The 20533-nt window shown below is 44.4% G+C and carries 14 protein-coding genes and 4 tRNA genes; 2 read left to right on the forward strand and 16 right to left on the reverse strand.

The genetic code is table 11. The annotated features are described in order from the left end of the window. Positions 1 to 67: 67 nt before the first annotated feature. The 8 genes from LHL20_RS09790 to dnaQ form a co-directional block, all read right to left on the reverse strand. Positions 68 to 1294, reverse strand: a complete 1227-nt coding sequence (locus LHL20_RS09790) for a lipoprotein-releasing ABC transporter permease subunit (protein WP_226433173.1) — start codon at positions 1292 to 1294, stop codon at positions 68 to 70. Then, complete coding sequence (lolD, locus tag LHL20_RS09795; protein WP_226433174.1) at positions 1294 to 1992, reverse strand: lipoprotein-releasing ABC transporter ATP-binding protein LolD; 699 nt, start codon at positions 1990 to 1992, stop codon at positions 1294 to 1296. The genes LHL20_RS09790 and lolD overlap by 1 nt, the downstream gene beginning before the upstream one ends. A gap of 243 nt (positions 1993 to 2235) precedes the next feature. Then, positions 2236 to 2312 (reverse strand) — tRNA-Asp (locus LHL20_RS09800). A 31-nt stretch (positions 2313 to 2343) separates the two neighbouring features. Then, positions 2344 to 2420 (reverse strand) — tRNA-Asp (locus LHL20_RS09805). Between the two features lie 30 nt (positions 2421 to 2450). Continuing rightward, positions 2451 to 2527: transfer RNA gene (locus tag LHL20_RS09810), tRNA-Asp, on the reverse strand. A 30-nt stretch (positions 2528 to 2557) separates the two neighbouring features. Continuing rightward, positions 2558 to 2634, reverse strand: a tRNA-Asp gene (locus LHL20_RS09815). Positions 2635 to 2860: 226 nt separating this feature from the next. Then, positions 2861 to 4345: a TIGR03503 family protein gene (locus LHL20_RS09820; protein WP_226433175.1), complete on the reverse strand. Its 1485-nt coding sequence runs from the start codon at positions 4343 to 4345 to the stop codon at positions 2861 to 2863. A gap of 106 nt (positions 4346 to 4451) precedes the next feature. Then, complete coding sequence (gene dnaQ / locus LHL20_RS09825; RefSeq protein ID WP_202265233.1) at positions 4452 to 5171, reverse strand: DNA polymerase III subunit epsilon; 720 nt, start codon at positions 5169 to 5171, stop codon at positions 4452 to 4454. A gap of 146 nt (positions 5172 to 5317) precedes the next feature. Here dnaQ and rnhA point away from each other — a divergent pair, with 146 nt between their 5' ends. Beyond that, positions 5318 to 5785, forward strand: a complete 468-nt coding sequence (rnhA, locus tag LHL20_RS09830) for a ribonuclease HI (RefSeq protein ID WP_226433176.1) — start codon at positions 5318 to 5320, stop codon at positions 5783 to 5785. Between the two features lie 20 nt (positions 5786 to 5805). Here rnhA and LHL20_RS09835 read toward each other — a convergent pair whose 3' ends face one another. Continuing rightward, on the reverse strand, positions 5806 to 6783 hold the full coding sequence (locus LHL20_RS09835; RefSeq protein WP_226433177.1) for an NAD(P)H-quinone oxidoreductase: 978 nt from the start codon (positions 6781 to 6783) through the stop codon (positions 5806 to 5808). Between the two features lie 193 nt (positions 6784 to 6976). On the opposite strand from LHL20_RS09835, the gene LHL20_RS09840 reads away from it, so the two are divergent. After that, positions 6977 to 8170, forward strand: a complete 1194-nt coding sequence (locus tag LHL20_RS09840; protein ID WP_226433178.1) for a class I SAM-dependent rRNA methyltransferase — start codon at positions 6977 to 6979, stop codon at positions 8168 to 8170. Between the two features lie 59 nt (positions 8171 to 8229). Here LHL20_RS09840 and LHL20_RS09845 read toward each other — a convergent pair whose 3' ends face one another. The 7 genes from LHL20_RS09845 to LHL20_RS09875 form a co-directional block, all read right to left on the reverse strand. Then, on the reverse strand, positions 8230 to 8463 hold the full coding sequence (locus tag LHL20_RS09845) for a DUF2061 domain-containing protein (protein ID WP_226433179.1): 234 nt from the start codon (positions 8461 to 8463) through the stop codon (positions 8230 to 8232). A 178-nt stretch (positions 8464 to 8641) separates the two neighbouring features. After that, positions 8642 to 8944 (reverse strand): PilZ domain-containing protein, encoded by a 303-nt coding sequence (locus LHL20_RS09850; protein WP_159625017.1) that lies wholly within the window; start codon positions 8942 to 8944, stop codon positions 8642 to 8644. A gap of 192 nt (positions 8945 to 9136) precedes the next feature. Continuing rightward, positions 9137 to 13096, reverse strand: a complete 3960-nt coding sequence (gene hrpA, locus LHL20_RS09855; RefSeq protein ID WP_226433180.1) for an ATP-dependent RNA helicase HrpA — start codon at positions 13094 to 13096, stop codon at positions 9137 to 9139. Positions 13097 to 13361: 265 nt separating this feature from the next. Beyond that, a complete protein-coding gene (locus LHL20_RS09860; RefSeq protein ID WP_226433181.1) occupies positions 13362 to 14693 on the reverse strand; it encodes a Na+/H+ antiporter NhaC family protein in 1332 nt (443 codons plus the stop codon). Positions 14694 to 14917: 224 nt separating this feature from the next. Next, the gene (locus tag LHL20_RS09865) at positions 14918 to 15337 is read right to left on the reverse strand and encodes a CBS domain-containing protein (protein ID WP_159625033.1); all 420 of its coding nucleotides are present in this window, start codon (positions 15335 to 15337) and stop codon (positions 14918 to 14920) included. 222 nt (positions 15338 to 15559) lie between these two features. Then, positions 15560 to 16546, reverse strand: a complete 987-nt coding sequence (locus tag LHL20_RS09870; protein WP_226433211.1) for an isoaspartyl peptidase/L-asparaginase family protein — start codon at positions 16544 to 16546, stop codon at positions 15560 to 15562. Positions 16547 to 16789: 243 nt separating this feature from the next. Then, positions 16790 to 20380, reverse strand: a complete 3591-nt coding sequence (locus LHL20_RS09875; RefSeq protein WP_226433182.1) for an ATP-binding protein — start codon at positions 20378 to 20380, stop codon at positions 16790 to 16792. Between the last annotated feature and the right edge of the window lie 153 nt (positions 20381 to 20533).

The following is a 20533-nucleotide window of genomic DNA, read 5'->3' on the forward strand; positions in this document are numbered from 1 at the left end:
AAAGCCTACCCGCTCAGAGTAAGTAAGCTCCTATGCGGTTTCTAACCGGTTTCTATGCGGCTTTGTATTAATGCAATGCAGAAGATGGGTTTACTTTGGCTGCTTTGTGCGCTGGGTACAGTGTTGCAACCACGCTAAGTATCATCGCCACAACAGCTGTAATAACCACATCTTGCCAATGCAAACTCGACGGCAGAAAATCAATGAAGTAAATGTCGCCAGACAGCACTTCTACGCCCAAGGCATTTTCAATAGATTTAACAATACTGGACAAATTTGGTGCAACTAATAACGCTGCCAATACACCAGCTGTTATACCAATCGCGCCATTAATCAGCCCTTGATATATGAACGCATTGCGGATCAAACCATCTGTCGCTCCCATGGTTTTCAAAATCGCAATTGCAGATTGTTTTTCTCGTACGGCCATTACCAGCGACGACACAATATTAAAGCAGGCCACAGCAATAACGAGTGTTAGTGCTATATAAACGACAACCTTAACTAATTGGATATCGTTGTAAAGGTGTCCTTGTGTTCGTGTCCAGTCAGACATGTACACCGCTTGTGGGAAGCTATAGCCTATATCGCGCATTTTTTGGTATGCGATAAAAGGGTCATTAAAAGTAAATCGAATGCCTTGCGCTTCAGCAACAATACCCGCTGCTTCAGAAGCAGCTTGAAGGTGCATGAGTCCTATTTGATTATCGAGTTCCCCACCAATAGATAACACGCCACTCACCACTAATTTGACACTTTTTGGCGCTTTAAACGTTAAGTCTGATGTGGCCTGTGGAATTAGAACCTGCAACGAATCTCCTGGCTTTACGCCCAACGTACTTGCAATCCCCTGCCCTAACAACAAACCAGAAGGTGTGGCGACAAATTGCTGCCAATGCGCCTTGGAAACTTGGTCTTCATAGGGGTTTTCACCTTTAGTGATTGGCACACCCGTTATGCCAATCGCCTTTAACTCGCCCTTGTATTGCAACATGCCAGTGAGTGTTGTGTAAGGCGTCACTTTTGCAATCTGAGGGTCTTGCTGAAAACGATAGAGTTGAGCATCTAAATGTTCAATTCCTCGGCTATCTACACTAAACAATTCGCCGTGAGGTATGACTTTCAAAATTCGGTTAGTAAGCTCTTTTTCAAAGCCATTCATGACACTTAGCAGCACAATAAGTACAAAGCAACCAAGAGCAATACCAACGGTTGATGACATTGAGATAAAGGAAATAAATCGTTGTTGTGCACGCGTTTTTCTAAAGCGGTTGGCCAATTCCAATGCCAGCATTACACTGGCTCCTGAGCGGGTTGGTTACTCACAAGTTGACCATCTTTTATTTTTAATACGCGATCCATTTTACTTGCCAGCGCTATGTCATGTGTTACTACGACAAATGCGGTTTTCTTTTTTTCACTTAGTGAGGTAAGTAGCTGATAGATTTGTTCGCCCGTTGAATCGTCTAGGTTGCCGGTTGGTTCATCGGCCAATACAACAGAAGGTTCAGTAACCAGTGCTCTAGCAATGGCTACACGCTGGCGTTCTCCGCCAGACATTGCCGATGGTAAATGCGCTTGACGGTGAGATAACCCGACTTCGTTTAACAATACTTGTGCTTTCTCTTGCGCTGCTTTAGCAGAAAGCCCGCGGATCCGAAGAGGCATTGCTACATTTTCTAGTGCGCTAAATTCACCAAGTAAGTGATGAAACTGATAAATAAACCCCATTTCATCATTGCGTAATTTAGCCAATGCATTAGGCGACAAGGTATGCAGTTTATGCCCTTTAAACTCTACTTCACCGCTGGAGGGCTGATCGAGACCGCCAAGTATATGCAAAAGTGTACTTTTACCCGACCCAGAGCTGCCCAGTATGGCTACGTGCTCACCGGCCTTAATAGATAACGATACATCGTGAAGCACTGGTGTGGCTGTACTTCCTTCGTTATAAGTCTTATGTATATTGCGGCAAAGTAGCACATCCTGCATGGGGTAAATCTTCTCGTTCTTTTCAAAAGTAAATGGTATCGCTAAACCCTATCAACACCAATGGAAAAATAAAAGCATGCATAGCATTTTGGTGTGATTGCGCAAAAGACAGACTAAAAATAAGTATAAACAGATTTATATCTGAAAAAGACGTACTTGTACGAGATATCTAAAAGGAATTATTTTGAAAGGGGAAATTGCCATTTATCTTTAATTTCTGGATGAATGAAACCTAAAGATAAATGGCGGAGCGGACGGGACTCGAACCCGCGACCCCCGGCGTGACAGGCCGGTATTCTAACCAACTGAACTACCGCTCCGCATAATGGGAAGCGCGCTTATTTCGATTAATGGCGGAGCGGACGGGACTCGAACCCGCGACCCCCGGCGTGACAGGCCGGTATTCTAACCAACTGAACTACCGCTCCACATAATCGAGAATGCGCTGTATAACTAAATGGCGGAGCGGACGGGACTCGAACCCGCGACCCCCGGCGTGACAGGCCGGTATTCTAACCAACTGAACTACCGCTCCGAAGACCTTTTAGTTATACCATTGAAAGAGTGGCGGAGCGGACGGGACTCGAACCCGCGACCCCCGGCGTGACAGGCCGGTATTCTAACCAACTGAACTACCGCTCCACATCTTCAATGTTATCAGTCATTTGACTTGGCTGTTGTTGCCCTGTCCCCTGACTGCGGCGCAGATAATACGTATTCCCCCATGTGGAGTCAACGCTTTTTATTAATAAAATTGTCATCTGCGGTTTGTTTGCCTGTAATTTAGACATTGTGACGAAATATAATTCAAAGTGAATAAATTAACGCCACCAAATTCTAAACAATAGTTAGCAGAACCAACCTATTCCTATTTCGCACTCTCTTTTGGCTTTTTCTTAAATATGCCAAAAAGCTTCATCAGTCCTTTAGGTTGGCCTTCCATAGTAAGATCAGCATCAGTGGTGGGACTTTTCTCCTTGTTCACGGGTGCTGCTTTAGCTTTATTACCTTTTTTACGCTTCAGTACAATAACCACAGCAACCACAATACCCAGTAATAAAATGGAGCCGTTTACTGCCACAAGCAGCAACGTTAACGTAGTTGGATCCATTTCATCTTTTTCTGGCATCTTTTCACTGTCAGCGTTTTGCATGTCAGCAACAAGAGGTTCGCTCCCATCAACGATAGGATCGTTACCATCAATAAGGGGGTCTTCGACTTCGGGTTCTGCTGGGCCTTCAGCTAAGAAGGTGTACTCCGGTACATCTAATATAAAATCCCGTCCATCCGTCGTCGTACCGTAGGCCGTTAACTTTACGCGAAAAATACCTTCTTCATAAGCAACGATAAGATGTTCTCTGGGCTCGCTACCGCCTTCGGTAAGCGAGAAATTTTGCATATCTGAATTTGGAAAACGTATTTTGCCGTCAACTAACAGCGACTCGATATCAACCAGCTCTCGGTTCACGTCGATAATAATCTTGTGATAACCCGCACCGCCTCCATCAAGCTCAACGTCAATTGAAACTGGGTTTCTGTGCAAGATAACCATTGGGCCTTCTTGCTCTCTGGTGTACATCGGTGTTTTCACCCGAAAAATAGGTTTCCATTCACCAGGAGCCACTTTTAAGTTGAACTGACCTGTAAAAATGCCATCACCCGGACGCTCATCCATGCCCCGACCATTGTCTTGAAAGGTTGCTATGTTTTGATCGTCTGCGCCAAAATTATCGTAATTGGGATTGTTTGTACTTATGAACTCAATATCTAAATCGACAACATTCCTAAACTGCTTGTTCTCGATAAGCTTGCCGCCGTTAGTTAAATAGGCAGTAGACTTTAATATTTCGCCAGCGAATAAGAGCGTAGGTAATGGATCCGCATGCAATTGCACATCGGATAACACCATCACTTTACTGCCCTTCAACACTTGACCAACAGCTTGCCATGGGCCAGGGACTGGGTTCTTTATTTTGATCATGTCGAAAGTATCGGCGTCGTACCACTCTACTTTCTCTTCATCTACTCGGCTTTGAAACAACTTGGAGCCATCAGGTCGCACTAGTACCACAGGCGCTGAACCATACTCTCTAAAAAACACCATGGTGACTTCTTCTACGTTGTAGTCCACCCTGAAACGATTACGTAACAGCTCAATAGAGTTAGTGTACTCATCACCTAAATCACTCAACGGTGATAAATTAGTTTGCTCTTCCTGTGAGTCTGTATTTTGGTTCTGTGAGTTTTGTGAAGAAGGATTTTGCGCTGGTGTAGCTTGCACAGCACCGTCGAGCCGTTGGCGCGCCTCATCTTGCTGTGCAGCTTGTGATTGCGCAGCGACGTGTGTGTGCATAAAGGTTAATAAAAAAAGTACACTATAAAACCACACTTTCACGCTTAGCTGCTCCTGCATTCATTTTTTTGAATTGTTGATAGGTAACACTGCCCTACTGGCGAATTTAAGACACGTCTTCAGGCTCGGGACGCCACAAGCATTTGCCTCCTGCATTTTGCACAATGTCTAAACGTGCCTCATGCTGTGTTAATTCATCGGCGCTAGCCTTAATAACCTTTAATTTATTTGCGTTGCGTTGAATACGTCGAATAGCAGTTGAATCTGCATCACTGCTTCCCGTTGAGGCTAGTTTCAGCTTGGTTTGCCCACCGGTCATTAACAGATATACGTCTGCCAAAATTTCAGCATCGAGCAAAGCGCCGTGCAACGTTCGGTGACTATTATCTATCCCGTAGCGCTTACACAACGCATCTAGGTTGTTTTTCTGACCAGGGTGCATTTGACGCGCCAATACCAGGGTATCGAGTACGTCGCAGATATTGCTAGTAATAAGCCCTTTCGTGGCAGGCTCCATATTAAACTCATGATCCATAAAGCCAACGTCAAACGGCGCGTTGTGAATAACGAGTTGGGCACCTTTAATGAAGCTCACGAATTCTTGAGCGACTTGAGAAAATGTGGGCTTATCCGCCAGAAATTCATTAGTAATACCGTGAACTTCAATGGCCTCTTGTTCAATATGGCGACCTGGATTGATATAAACATGAAAGTGGTTGCCCGTAAGACGACGGTTCACAACTTCAACACACCCAATCTCGATGATACGGTGGCCTTCTTTTGGCTCAATACCTGTGGTCTCAGTATCTAAAACAATTTGGCGCATGGAACCTCTACTATTATTACGCTTTCATTTTTTGATAGTATATCAACCCCTTTGCAAGACGCTAAGGGAAATGCACCGATTATATCAAGACAGATAAAAAAGTAGCACTGTCTGTAATAGTTATTACAGCAGTAAAAAGGAACCTAATGACGCTAAAAACCTTACACATCTATACCGACGGCTCATGTTTGGGAAACCCTGGTCCTGGAGGGTATGGTGCTGTACTTATCTATAAGCAACACCGCAAAGAGCTAAGTGACGGGTTTGCTCATACCACGAATAACCGTATGGAATTGTTAGCGCCTATTGAAGCACTAAACAGTTTAACTGAGCCGTGTAATGTAGAGATGACCACTGACAGCCAGTACGTTAAAAACGGTATTAATCAATGGATCCACAATTGGCGCAAGAACGGTTGGCGTACTGCAGATAAAAAGCCGGTCAAAAATGCTGACTTGTGGCAGCGCCTTGACGAAGCAGTAAAAAAACACAATGTTAACTGGCATTGGGTGAAAGGCCATTCTGGGCATCCAGAAAACGAGCGATGTGATGAACTGGCCCGCAATGCGGCAGAAGCCAAGCCTACCCAGGTAGATGTAGGCTTCACTGGCTAATTAAGTACGGCTTTTAAGCTCTACCACGACACCACAATTTTGCCTTGCGTATCGTTGTTCTCTAACCGTACGTGAGGCTTATCAATGTCTTTTATCTCATAATGAGTATCAATGTTTACTTGCAAATCACCGGTACTAAAAGCGTCTAAGCACACACTTGAAAAATCGTGAATTAAATCTGCTTTATACTCATCACTTCGATTGCGCAATGTCGTGCCGACAATGGAGGCTCTTTTACCTAATAGCAACGCCAAATCAAGATTGTCAGCATAGCGACCTGCCAGCATTGCAAGATACACCACCAAACCGTCTTGCTTGAGTACTTTTAGGTTTCGATTGAGGTAGTCGCCTCCAACCATATCAAGCACCATATTGACGCCTTGCGGCCATGTTTCTCTTAATACCTCATCAAACGCCTGCGTTTTATAATTAATAAGCTGCTCAGCACCATTTTGACCGCACAATGCAAGTTTATCGCTGCTAGATGCCGTTACTGCGCAATGCACACCCCAGTACTGACATAGTTGCGTAGCCGCTAGACCAACGCCGCTGGCTCCACCATGAATAAGCGCATATTCGGCCGGTTTAATATGTGCAATAGTTCGCAGACATTGGAACGCAGTTAGAAATACTTCAGCCAAACCTGCGGCTTCATAAAAAGCCATCGCTTTCGGGATACGCATTAAGTGCGCCGGGTTTACAATGACTTCACTGGCATAGCCTCCTCCAGCGACAAGCCCAAAAACGGCCTCACCCACGTTAAATTTACTGACGTTATCGCCGACTTCACTAATAACACCAGAAACCTCAAGTCCCAGTATGGTACTTTCTCCAGGTGGCGCAGGATAATGCCCCTGACGCTGAAGCGTGTCGGCGCGATTAATACCAAACGCGCGAACCTCAACTTTCACTTTGTCCAAAGGTGTTGTTAACCCTTTTTGTGATTTAACGGTTAACTTGTCAGGTCCACACCCTTTTTCATAATCGACAAACTGCATTACAATCTCCGTTTCGTTTTTTTGTAACACCCTCGACATCTGTGTCTATACTCAAACAATACTGTGCGCGTTGACTCATAACAATGCAATGTTTATTGGCATCCACCAACAACCATTTAACGATTTAAGTCTTTTGGGATTTGCGTATAATCGCGCCCTCACAACAGAAACACGATTACACACGAGAAACTACATGTCAGCACACGTCATTTTGCAGCCATCCCGAGACAAATCACTTCGTCGCAAGCATCCATGGGTTTTTGAAAGTGCCGTTGCCGAAGTAAAAGGACGCGCGCGTATGGGCGACACCGTCGACGTATTTGATGCTGAAGGTGACTGGTTAGGGCGTGGCGCGTTTTCTCCAAACTCTAAAATTCGTGTGCGCATGTGGACATTCAAAAAAGAAGAAAGCATTGATAACGGCTTTTTTCTACGCCGCTTAGAAACGGCATTACAACTGCGTAGGCGTCTTTTTGACCCTGCAAAGACGAATGCATTTCGTTGGATAGCGTCTGAAAGTGACGGTCTGCCCGGCATTACTATCGACGTATACGACAATGTAGCGGTAGTACAATTGTTAAGTGCTGGTGCTGAAAAACACAGAGACAAAATTGTCTGGGCCATTACGAAACTGATGCCCGACGTTCATGTATATGAAAGAAGCGATGTTGACGTACGTAAAAAAGAAGGACTTGAGCCAGTCACCGGCGTTCTTCATGGCGAACCACCTATGCAGGTGACGGTAAAAGAAAACGGTATCAATATTGTGGTTGATATAGAGAACGGCCATAAGACAGGCTTTTACCTCGACCAAAGAGACAGCCGCGCTGCCGCCGCGCATTACGCTCAAGATGCGGATGTCTTAAACTGTTTTAGCTATACAGGTACTTTCTCATGCTACGCCCTAGCCGGTGGCGCGAAGTCGGTAACTAACGTTGATGTATCACAGCCCGCACTTGACCTTGCCAAACACCATGTAGCAATTAACGGATTTGATGAAAACAAAGCCAGTTATGTGAATCAAGATGTATTTAAAGCACTTCGTGAATATCATGACAGCAACACACAATTCGATATGGTGATTTTAGATCCGCCCAAATTCGTTGATAACAAAGCGTCACTCAATCGCGCTGCGCGAGGGTATAAAGACATCAACCTTTATGGCATCCATGCAGTAAAATCAGGCGGCTTGCTATTAACCTTTAGCTGTTCAGGGCTAATGCCCCAAGATCTTTTCCAAAAAGTGGTCGCAGACGCCGCACTTGATGCAGGGCGCACAATAAAAATTATTGCACGACTCAATCAAGCATCTGACCACCCAATTATTGGAAGCTACCCTGAAGGATACTACCTTAAAGGCTTGGTTTGCGAAGTCACCGACAATTAGTTCTCCTACCGGTAACGCTTTAGATAGTGGGCTAACCACTGTTTTACAGCAATAGCTTTCTATAGTGTGAACTGAGTGCGAGGTCGAATAGAGGCACGTTTGCTTTGTTGATGCACGTGCCCTCGCTGCTCAAACTTTTTCCAAACCAACTCGTGAAAGTAAAAGGCTATAGTGTTAATTGCCGGCTCAATCAGCGCAACCGCGCCCCCCACTACTGCGCTGCCCGTCAGCAAATACGCCACTGTGAATGCGACACTGAAGTGCAAAATTGCGAATGTTACTGTCTTTTTCATCAAAATAACCCTCTTGTCCACCATAACGGACCAAATCGTTAATGAGAATTATTATTAAATACGAAAAAAGAAGAAAATGGATTTACTCGAACAGGATATTCAAGTTTTTAGATTGGCACATAAGACGAGCAACACAACTCGCCTTGAAGGTGAAACGGCTAGACTGCCGTTTCGGTGCTTATTTCATTTGAGAGATTTCAACGCCGATTACGCAGCTCGATTCAGACTCAGGCTCACAACGTACTACCGTGGCAAGTGCTGCCAAAGACGGTATTTGCGAGCTCGATGACTCAATCGCTACGCTTACTTGGGTACCCACTTCTATAGATGGCTCATCTACTTCAAGCGACATACCTGTTGCGCTGATATCTTTACACATTGCCTGCATGGTGCGGCTCGACTCATCGTCAGTGATCTGCAACTGACAAGGCGAATTTACCATCATCCTGAAAAAATTTCGCTTATCGTCGTATCCCAACATGTCTACTTCTCCCGAAAATTAGCGTAACGCTTACGACTTCATTTGTTGTTATAGGGTGCTGATGATCAGTTGTCAATCAGACTGTTTAATTATTATTCAAATATTCACACAGACCCAGCGTATTTATTACGTCACTGCCACCAGTGTCGAATTTAACTATAGTCTTTAAATGAAATCATGTCACTTTGCACGCTAGAATTCATTCAAATAAAGCGTGATGCGTTTTGCGGAAATGGGATAGGCCGTACCAAGCTGCTGAGCAAACAGTGAAACGCGCAATTCCTCAATCATCCACTTCGCGTCTTTAAGGTCTTGTGGCACTTTACCCTTAGGGTATTTAGCACACACTTTCTCCCATTCCTTTATCGACTTTTCGACGGTTGCCTGATGCATTCTGTCCTTGTTCGAGTCGATCGGCAGTTTTTCAAGGCGACGAGCAAGCCCCTTAATATAACGGTTCCAATCGTCAAGACGCGCTTCACCTATCTGAGAAACAAAACCCGGGAACACCAGCGATGCAAGGTGTGCTTTGCAGTCACCAAGTGCATTTATCATCGTTAACGGCACGTTGCCTTTCATTTGTTTCTGGCACTGATGTGCAAGTGTTAGCCCCTGCTCAACCTGTTTAGCAATTTCTAATACACGGTCATTTATATCTGCGCGCGCTATTTCTAGGCACGCTTCAAAATCGGCTTTGTTTCGAATATCAGTGTTATTGGACTGACAATAATCGCTTACGATGGCGTCTATACCGGCAAAAATACAATCATCAATAAGCGCCTTAACTTGACCAAATGGGTTGAAGTACAGACCCAGTTTCGCTTTATTCGGTAGCTTATTTTGCAGGTAATTAAGTGGAGAGGGCATCGCATTTTTGATAAGTACATTCACGCCTTGCTTGTGCATGGCCTGTGCTTTTTGTGCTTCATCGATAAGTGCGATATCCACTGTATCGCCTTTTTGTACGAGTGCAGGAAATGCCTGTACTTCAAATCCTCCCACTTTTTGCACAAAGGTTTCAGGGAGGCTTTCAAAGTCCCATTGCGAGATATCACTTCTTTCTAGCTCTGGTGTGGCGGCTTTTTCAAAGGTTTGCTTCACCTGCCCTGCACACTGTTGCTTGAGCGCATGTAAATCATCTCCCTTGGCAATATCATCACCGCTGTCACTTACCACGGCAAAGTGCATTTTTAAGTGCTTATCAAGCTGCTCAAAGTTCCACTCCTCACCTTCAATCACAACCCCTGTCATTTTGCGTAGCTTATCGCTTATGGCCTCAACAATAGGCACCGGGCGGTTGTTTTTGTCTGTTTCGCTAATATCTGCCAAACACGCTTGTGCAAAGTTGGGCGCTGGTACAAAGTTCCGACGTAGTCGCTTTGGCAATGTCTTTATCATGCCTACAATCAAATCGTGACGTAAGCCAGGCACTAACCAATCAAATCCTACGTTTTCAACTTGATTTAACACAGGCAAAGGTATCACTACGGTTACACCATCATCTTCAGCGTTTGGTTCAAAATTGTATCTAAGCGGTAAGGTTATGTTGCCTTGACGCCATACGTCAGGAAACGCGTTGGCAACCGACTGACCCGGCTGCTGGCGATATACATCTTCTTCTTTGAATGTAAGCGCGTCGTTGCTGCCATGTTGTTTGAACCACTTTTTAAACGCGGCATCGTTATTAGCTTCTACCGGTATGCGTTTAGCATAAAAGTTCACCAACTCTTCATCATCAACGATAAGATCGCGACGTCTCGTTTTCTGTTCAAACTCATCAGCTTGTTCTAGTAATGCCTGATTTTCTTGTAAGAAGCTGAAGTTTAGCTTGGTGTTACCTTCCACCAATGCTTCACGAATAAAGAGTTCGTGACAAATTGGTGGGTCTATAAGGCTATAGACTTTCGCCCGCTTCATCACAATCGGTAGCCCGAAAAGCGTTACTTTTTCATAAGCGATGACTGCGCCACGCTTTTTCGACCAATGTGGCTCAGAATAACTGCGCTGAACCACATGCTCAGCAAGTGGTTCAATCCAGGCAGGATCAATTTTGGCAACCATGCGGGCAAACAACTTAGATGTTTCAACTAACTCGGCGGCCATTACCCATTTGGGCTGAGATTTGGCCAAGCCGGAGCCGGGAAAAATCATAAACCGTGTGTTGCGTGAGCCCATGTATTCACGTTCTTTATCTTTAAAACCCAAGTGGGATAACAAGCCGCTTGCAATCGCCTGATGAATGGCCTGATAGTCAGCGTCGTGCTTGGTAATGCCCAAGCCTAACTCTGCTATCGACTTCTTGAGCTGACTTACGATATCTTGCCATTCTCGCATTCGTAAATAATTGATGAAATTCTGCTTACACCATTTGCGAAGTTGATTTTGGCTTAGTGCATTTTGCTGAGTTCTAAACGCTGTCCATAGGTTGTATAGGCTTATAAAGTCAGAATCTTTATCGTGATATTCACTGTGCTTTTCATCCGCTTGTTGTCGCTTTTCTTGCGGCCGCTCTCGTGGGTCTTGAATAGATAAACCCGCAGCAATAACCATGACTTCATTCACAGCATTGGTTTTTTCAGCCTCAATCACCATCCGTGCGTAGCGTGGGTCAATGGGTAACTTCGCCACTTGTCGACCGAGCGGTGTCAGCTGCATCTTGCCTTTTCGCTTAACAATGGCCTGAATTTCCTCAAGCAGCCTAAAACCGTCATTAATGTTGCGATTATCTGGTGGCTGAACAAATGGAAATGCCGCTATATCGCCAAGCCCCAACGCCAGCATTTGCAAAATTACAGAAGCTAAGTTGGTACGAAGTATTTCTGGGTCAGTGAACTCTGGGCGCCCCAAATAATCCTCTTCACTGTATAGTCGAATACAAATACCGTCGGAAACTCGCCCGCATCGCCCAGAACGCTGATTAGCAGAGGCTTGTGAGATTGGCTCGATGGGTAAACGTTGTACTTTGCTGCGCGCACTATAGCGAGAAATACGCGCAAAGCCGGGATCGATAACATATTTGATACCAGGTACGGTAAGCGACGTTTCGGCCACGTTGGTCGCAAGCACGATACGCCTGCCACTATGCGATTGAAAAATGCGATTCTGCTCAGCAGCTGACAACCTTGCATACAAAGGCACAATCTCTGTATTGCGATAATGTTGCTTGCTTAGCGCATCTTGAGTGTCACGTATTTCACGCTCACCACTTAGGAACACCAGAATGTCACCCGGCGCTTCACGCATAAGTTCATCTACTGCATTCACAATAGCGTCGCTTTGGTCAATATCATCACCCGCGTCTTCAGGTGCGTGGTAGCGAATTTCTACAGGGTACGTTCTGCCGCTCACTTCAATAATGGGCGCATCATTAAAATGCTTAGAGAAACGCTCAGGATCGATAGTAGCCGAGGTAATGATAAGTTTTAAATCTGGGCGCTTATCGAGCAACTGACGCAGATAGCCCAACAAGAAATCGATGTTCAGACTACGCTCATGGGCTTCATCGATAATTATGGTGTCGTACTGATTTAAAAACCTATCTTGCTGCATTTCAGCAAGCAACATACCGTCAGTCATCAGTTTAACGTAGCTGCGCTCGCTCACCTGATCGCTAAAGCGAATTTTGAAACCGACCTTCTCACCTAAGGGTGTATTCAATTCATCTGCTATACGCGTTGCCACACTACGTGCTGCAAGACGTCGAGGCTGTGTATGGGCAATCATACCGTTAACGCCACGCCCCAACTCTAAACATATCTTGGGGAGCTGCGTCGTTTTACCCGAGCCTGTTTCACCCGCAACAATCACTACCTGATGATTAGCAATAGCGGCCTTTATATCTTCTTTCTTGTCGCTAACGGGTAGAGGTGGATATTCAACATTAGGTAAATTATCTTGACGCCACGTTCGCTTCGCAATTGACGCATCAATGTCTTTTACAAGCTTGTCGTACTGCGCTTGCACGTTGCCTTCATTAGTAGGTGTCTTGTCGCCTTTATTATTGCTAGCGCTATTTTTGCTTAGATCTTTGTTTTCTCTATCATTGAGTTTCTGTGAAAGCTGCGTGATACGACGTTTCAGTCGAAACTTATCAGCACTTAAGCATTCGTCGAGTTTGAGGTACAAAGGTTTTATGGCAATGGGTGAAGACAAAATTGCATCCTACAGAATTTCTAAAAACAACAGTCGTTAGGTCCGCTCTCGCACCATTTTATCGGCTCGATTCAAGCTAGCGTCGCCATCACTGAACAGCGTGCGCCAGGCTTCAGATAGTTATTCTGAGCCTATTGTTTTACATTTGTCGTTGGACCTGAATGATAATGGGCGATGATCCTAGAAGATACCGCCATAAAAAGCCAGTACAAGGCTGCGAAACACCACACAGCACCGTACATCAAGCAGTTGATACTACGTATTTTCAAGCACTTTGGGTTAATTCGTCGTCTTGCACTTCTTTAAAACGTGGAAAACCAAACCAAATGGCAGCGACACCAAAAACAAAAATGAGCATGGGATACCAGCAGTATGGCGTTATCGCCAATGGCGAAATACCCACAACTGCAGCAGCACTAAGTAATTGCGCTCCATAGGGAACAAGCCCCTGAAAGCTACACGAAAATATATCGAGTAATGACGCTGTACGACGAGGGTCTACGCCATATTTTTCGTTCAAGTCTTTCGCTATTGGACCGGCTGTAACAATAGCGATAGTGTTATTTGCAGTCGTAATATCTAAAAAACTTACAAGGCTTGCGATACTAAATTCTGCCCCTTTTTTCGAGGTTACTTTACGCGTTAAACGCTCAATTAGCCACGTTATACCGCCGTTGGCGTGCATGAGTGCGACAATGCCACCAATGGTGATCGCTATCATCGCTAAGTCCTGCATCCACCCCATGCCCTTTTGAATGCTTTGCATCATTGAAAGCGGTGTAAAACTGCCTTGAACCAACCCGACAACGCATGCGCTGGCTATGCCTACAGCAAGTACACTTATAACGTTAAAACCAGTAAGTGCGAAGGCGATAATACAAAGGTAAGGAACAATTCGCCAAAAGTCGTAGTCTTTACCTTCCACAATTCCCGACGTGTCAACGTCAACCATCAGTAGAAGCGCCATAGTCACAATACAAGCAGGAACTGCTACCATCAGGTTCGCTCGAAATTTGTCTTTAAGCTGTACACCTTGCGTACGTGTTGCAGCAATGGTCGTATCTGAAACGAACGATAGATTATCGCCAAACATGGCGCCACCAACTACAATGCCGAGTGCCATTTCCACCGGAAGCCCAAGGTTTGTCGCAAGGCCTGCACCAATGGGAGACAGCGCCGTTATCGTCCCCATCGACGTGCCCATCGCGAATGATATAAAGCAACAAATAAGGAATAAACCAGGCAAAATTAGCGCCGAAGGTACAAATTGAAGTGCCATATTCACGGTGGCATCACGTGCACCAATATCAATCGTTACTGCATAAAACGCACCTGCCAATAGAAAAATTAGCACCAGTAAGATAATGTTCTTATCACCACCGCCTTTGCAAAAGGTTTGTACTTTCTGTGAAAAGCTAACCTTTTCTCCTTTAGGATTAAGACATAGTCCGTAGCCTGCACTGATAAAAAACGCCACAAGAATAGGCATAGCTGTTATGTCATTGGTAGTAATACCGGTTACAACGACAAGGACTACAAACAGCAATATGGGAGTAAGACCTAGTGGGTTTGGCGCTACTGAACTATTTTGATGCACTTAAAACTCTCTGATGAAATTTTGCGTTAACTTAGCTAAAGCAACATTGTGTTGATGCAATAGAAAAATAAGACAGTGAAGAATAAAAGGTTTTGCTTGTATTGCAAAGGGAATTAGCGATGATAAATGGAGTGAGTAGATAGAAAAAGGGAATGTGGGAACATCATCATTGGTATTACCACGCTGACTCAGTTCCCTATCGTAATATTGGCAAAACTGGCTACCTAGCCCGCGCGCTGATAACCATCATTAAGTTGAACATCAATAGCCCGCAATACTTGTGTACGGTTTATACACCCTAACAGTACGCCGTCATCATCCACTACTGGGTACACTCTCGGTTTGTCTTTTAATAGCAACTGCGCTAACTCTATGACCGACATATAAGGCTTTATTGTTATCACTGGTGTTTTCATAATTTCGCCGACGCGGCAAATTTGTTCACGGTAATAACTAGAAGCAATCATTTGCGCTATACAGTCTTGCTCTGATAAAAAACCTACCACCCGTCCTTTAATGTCAAGTACAGGCCCACCACTTTGTCCGCTCGAAAGTAATGCCTCAACCGCCTGCGCCACAGGCATGTCAACATTTAGCTTAACCGGATGGGTATTCATATAATCACTGACTTGCAACGATTCCATTTTCTTTTCTCCAGCCGCGGCGCCTACGGTGACCGATACTGCATTTATTTGGCGTTACGGCACATCAATTATTCTAGACACATGTGAAAGCTTTCCCCCACATACTAAAGACTAGACGTTGAAAGCTCTGCAAGCCAACTTTTTAACATTAAAGTTACAATAAACAAGTGCTTTTTCGTTGACGGTGTCTACTAAGACGGTAAAAGACACCATCGAACCGGGTTAGTCTTTATATATGGCAACAGTTACCACACCTTCAGTACTAATACTGGCGCGGTACATTCCTTTGGAATTAAATGGCATGGCTATATTACCCAGCTTGTCTATAGCAATTACACCACCGTCACCCTTTGCTTTAACCAACACATCGTTAATAACTGTGTTTGCGGCTTCGTCTAAACTCACGTTTTGGTATTTCATACGAGCGCAAATATCTGCTGCCACATGGTAGCGAATAAAGTATTCGCCATGCCCTGTTGCCGATACTGCACAACTTTCATTATCTGCGTAAGTGCCGGCGCCAATAACGGGCGAGTCGCCAATTCGGCCATAGCGCTTAGCGGTCATGCCTCCGGTCGACGTGCCAGCCACTAAGTTGCCTTCGCTGTCTAGTACAACCGCCCCTACGGTGCCAAACCGTTCGTTGCCTTGCTGGCTTCCATAACCTGTTGATGCTTGGGCCATACGCGCTTTGGCTTTATCTAATGCTTGCTTGCGAAATTCAGTATCAAATATTTTGTTATCCACCTGCTCTAAGCCATTTTCAGCAGCGTAAGCTTCAGCGCCCTTGCCCGAAAGCATGACATGAGGAGACTCATTCATTACCAATAATGCCGCCTCAATGGGGCTTTTTATGGTTTTAACGCCTGCAACTGCGCCTGCGTTTTTGGTTCCGCCGTGCATAATAGACGCGTCTAGTTCATGCTCACCGTCAAACGTGTATACCGCTCCAACACCTGCATTAAATAGTGGGGAAAGCTCCAAGATTTTAATGGTTTCAACAACCGCTTTTTCGCCTTTCACACCTTGCTTAAGTAGCGAATAACCGTGCTCCACAGCCTCTTTAAGTTTTGCCCTATAGGCTGCTTCTTTTTCAGGTGTCATTGAAGACTTTAAAATAGTGCCAGCACCACCGTGGATGGCAATGGCAACATTCGGCGTTGTTGACTTTTCATCATTTGCGCTCGCTGTCACGCTTGCAAATAGCATCACCAACGCAGATATTAGTAGAATAGAAGCGCGTCTTGAATACGCGGTTATTTGGGTAATTGCATCGCGGATTGTTGAGGTGGAAATGGTTAGTGGCAAAGCGCTCTCCTTGGTCATTTGTTATTCTTCTGTTGTACAGGTGAAGCATTTATCAAGCAACCATACTAGATGGAAATTCACGAGTTTTCTATGCGCTGTTGATTGAGGCGCAATCTACCTAAAGCGTGCTTTTTAACAACATGACTATGCCACGTCCATTATTTTTAAAAACAAGGATAAATCCGCTTCCACCGCAGGTACTTGCTCAAGCGCGTCATACCATCGCTCAGCCTTAGCGAGTGCCCAAAGCGACTCAAAGTCGCTTTGCAATTGCACCGCGCCAATATCAGCAGACATGCCTTTTAACTTCAACGTAAGTAATTTCACCTGTTCAGCGTCTTTATGTGCTATGGCTTTTTCTAGCAGCTTCACTTTATCTGGCGCACTGTTAGCAAACATATTACAAACACGAGAGAACAGTGCTTTATCGCCTTTTATTCTAGCTATCGCATTATCTTTATCCCAATAGCGACTCTTAGGTACTGCACTGGACAATCCCTGCACTTCGTCATTGATATTATTAATCAGTTTGTCGACCAACGGCGAAACGTTATCGGTATGATAACCCGACCTTTTCATCCGCTCAGCTAACCAGCGCTTCACTTTAGGAATAAGTACTTCGGCCATCACTGGCTTTGTTGTGAAGTCATCCATGCCCACTTCAAGACATTTTTCTCGCTCACCTAACATCGCGCTCGCCGTCATGGCTATAATGGGGACGTCAATAAACGTTTTTCCAGCTTCACCATCCCTTATTGCGCGAGTTGCTTCATAGCCATCCATATTAGGCATTTGACAATCCATCAAAATAGCATGGATCTGTTGTTGCTTTTCTTCACATTTCTGTAAAAACGAGATGACCTCTTCACCATCGTTACAGGTAAAGACATTTATTGGTAACCCCTCTAAAACCCCTTTTGCAACTTCACGATTTATCAGATTATCATCGACAACAATAACGTTGGCATTATCAACAGCCTGGGGTTCTTTTGAAGCGGAATAATCAGTGCCTTGTAAGGTTTTTACATTAGAGTGTTGTCCTAAGTCATCCAGGTGAATATCTGAATTTATGGGCGTCAATGTTGCGCCGTGGTGCGTTTTAGAAAGCGATGTGAGCGTTGTACTGAACAAAGGCTTGTGCAAATATTGCGGCACGACTTCTGTATACTTATGCTGAGCCGCGTCAATGCGTTGAAGTATATATACCTCAGGCATGCTGTCCTTTTGACTGTTTAGTGCAGCCTGCTTCCATATTTCGTCTAGTGAATACAATAAAGCACTTGATTCGTCTAGCAATATGGCGTCATAGCACGTCAATGTTATGTCCATTCCCGCTTTATCATCAATAATGTCTACCATTGCGCCGGCATCAAGCAACAGTGAATAAAGGTTTTCTTCCAGTGGTTTGTATGGCGCACTTACGGCCCACTTTTTATGCGGGCATTCACTATTTGTTTTATATTTAACATTGTTGTGAGCGTCTTGATTTACGTGTGAAATGGGATAAGTAACAAAAAACGAAAACGCACTTCCAGCATTTTGCGTTGACCTAAAGGAAATATCGCCCCCCATCAATTGAGATAATTGTTTACAAATAGAAAGCCCTAGCCCAGTTCCACCGTATTTCACGGCGACGTGAGAATCAGCTTGAGTAAACGGCGTGAAGAGTTTCGACTGATTTTCCTTTGCTATCCCCATTCCAGTATCAATAACGCTAAAGTGAAGCTCTTGTTCTTCACCCTGCCCGCTACAGATTGCCGCACTCAACAGGATATGACCGCTTTCTGTAAATTTTATCGCGTTGTTTAACAGGTTGTTGAGAATTTGACTTATTCGATGAGGGTCAGAGTAAACTGTAACGTCTGATAATGCGGTTGTGTCGACGAGTAAATGCAGCCCTTTGTCTGCGGCTTTTACGACAAATACTCTTGCCAATGACTCTATAAGCGATATCGGATTGAAATTCTGGTTATTAATATCCAATTTACCCGCTTCAATTTTTGACAAATCGAGTACGTCATTGATAAGTGTACTTAAACTATTGCAGCTTACTTCCATCATCGACAACAACTGCATCGACTTCTCGTTAAGCGAATGGCGTTTTAGTAACGACAGTGATCCAACAATTCCGTTAAGTGGCGTACGCATCTCGTGACTGATATTAGAGATAAATGCACTTTTTATTTCACTGGCCTTCTTGGCCTCTTTAGTTGCCGTAACTAGGTCAATCGTTCGGCGCTGCACTTTCTCTTCAAGCTCCAAATTAATTTTCTCTACCGCGGCTTTGGCGTGGCGTTCGTCAGTAACATCTCTTATCACTACCGCTACACCTGTTAAATTATCCTCATCATTGAGAATTTTCGACGCGGTAATTTGCAGGTATTTTTCATCACATGAATTATCAGAGAAATGTGCTGAAAAGGTAGTTTGTGTCTCAGCTTCGGCAAACGCCATTTCCAAGCCCAACGACGCAAGGGGTTTACATGAAGAATAATGATGACCTATTACTAACTGGCTTGGTACACAAAACATTGTTTCGGCTGCCATATTCCAGCTCTTTACCTTGCCTTTGCTGTCAACGCTAAAAATGGCATCCTTTGAACTAGCGACAATAGCGGCTGACTCTCGTCTGAGCTTAGCTAGCGCTAGACTGCTTTTACTACTTCGGTAGACAAACCATAAGATACATGCCAGAACCGATAGAATTATCAGGACAAAACTATAAACAGCTATGCGCTTGTCACTGATTATGCCATTAACGCTATGTTGATACGTTAACACATGCAAATTAAGCGGCTTGAGTGAACTTGTAGGCGATAAGTTAAAGGACTGCGTTACCGCATAAAACGCTTCATCAGAATTTCGCAGCGGCTGAATAGTAGCGAAACCAGGAGATAAAGGAGAACGGTATTCACTCGACCACTGCACTTCCTTGTTAAGGTCTTTTGAAAAAACTTTATTGGGGTCTGGATGCACAATGAAAAAGCCATCGGCATCAGTAACGATGAGTTGTTGAGCACCGAAGAGCGTGTCTTGCATTTTAGTTAGAAGGATCTGCGCGTTAATATTTGCGATTATGAAGCCAAAACGCTCGCCATTTTCGCTGAATAAAGGCAGTGACAAACGCAACACACTCTTATAAGGAAACTCTATTTTTCCGTATTCTCGATTTAGATTAATGTTGGAAATATAAAATTCATTTCTATTTTTGCTAACACTTTCAACATAGTAATCGCGATTACCTTTTTCTTGTAACTCAGGTTGGGCAACAATTTCTATACTTTTGCCAACTTGCTCGACCCGAATAAATTCGCTTCCCTTTTCATTGGCAAGTATGATTCGCAGTTGGTCAATTTCCCTATTATTCTCCATAAACACTGCAAACATGCTTTCAACTTGGCGCTTCCATTGCACCGTTGACATTCCCTCTTGAGTATCTGCATTGTCATTCAAACTTGCGTCAACAACCCCTTGCACAGCAGGTGAACTATGCAAAAACCGCACTGTATCCATATAATTTCGTAAATTCGCATCCACTACGTCCACAACTTCCTGAGCGCTTTCTGTTAGTGCTTCAAAAGTCTGTTGTTCGGCACTTTGACGAATGCGGTTTTCAAAAAAGACAACCGTAACAACGATAAGGACAATTGAAAGTGCCAAAGCCCACAGCAAAGTACGCTTTGCTTTTAGCAATGATAAGTGATGGAGGTTTGCGGACAAAAGAAGACGATCCAAATTAGCTCTGACTACATAAAAACTAGTCAGTAAAAGCCATTTTCGCAAGTAAGTGAACAGCACATAAGCATCGTGAACCGCCTGCACGCCTCCCTACAAAGCCTAAATATTGGGCAGCATTTGGTATTCAAAATTACGCAGTGTAAACTGCCT

The sequence above is a fragment of the Alteromonas sp. McT4-15 genome, from assembly GCF_020515205.1.
Taxonomy (GTDB): domain Bacteria; phylum Pseudomonadota; class Gammaproteobacteria; order Enterobacterales; family Alteromonadaceae; genus Alteromonas.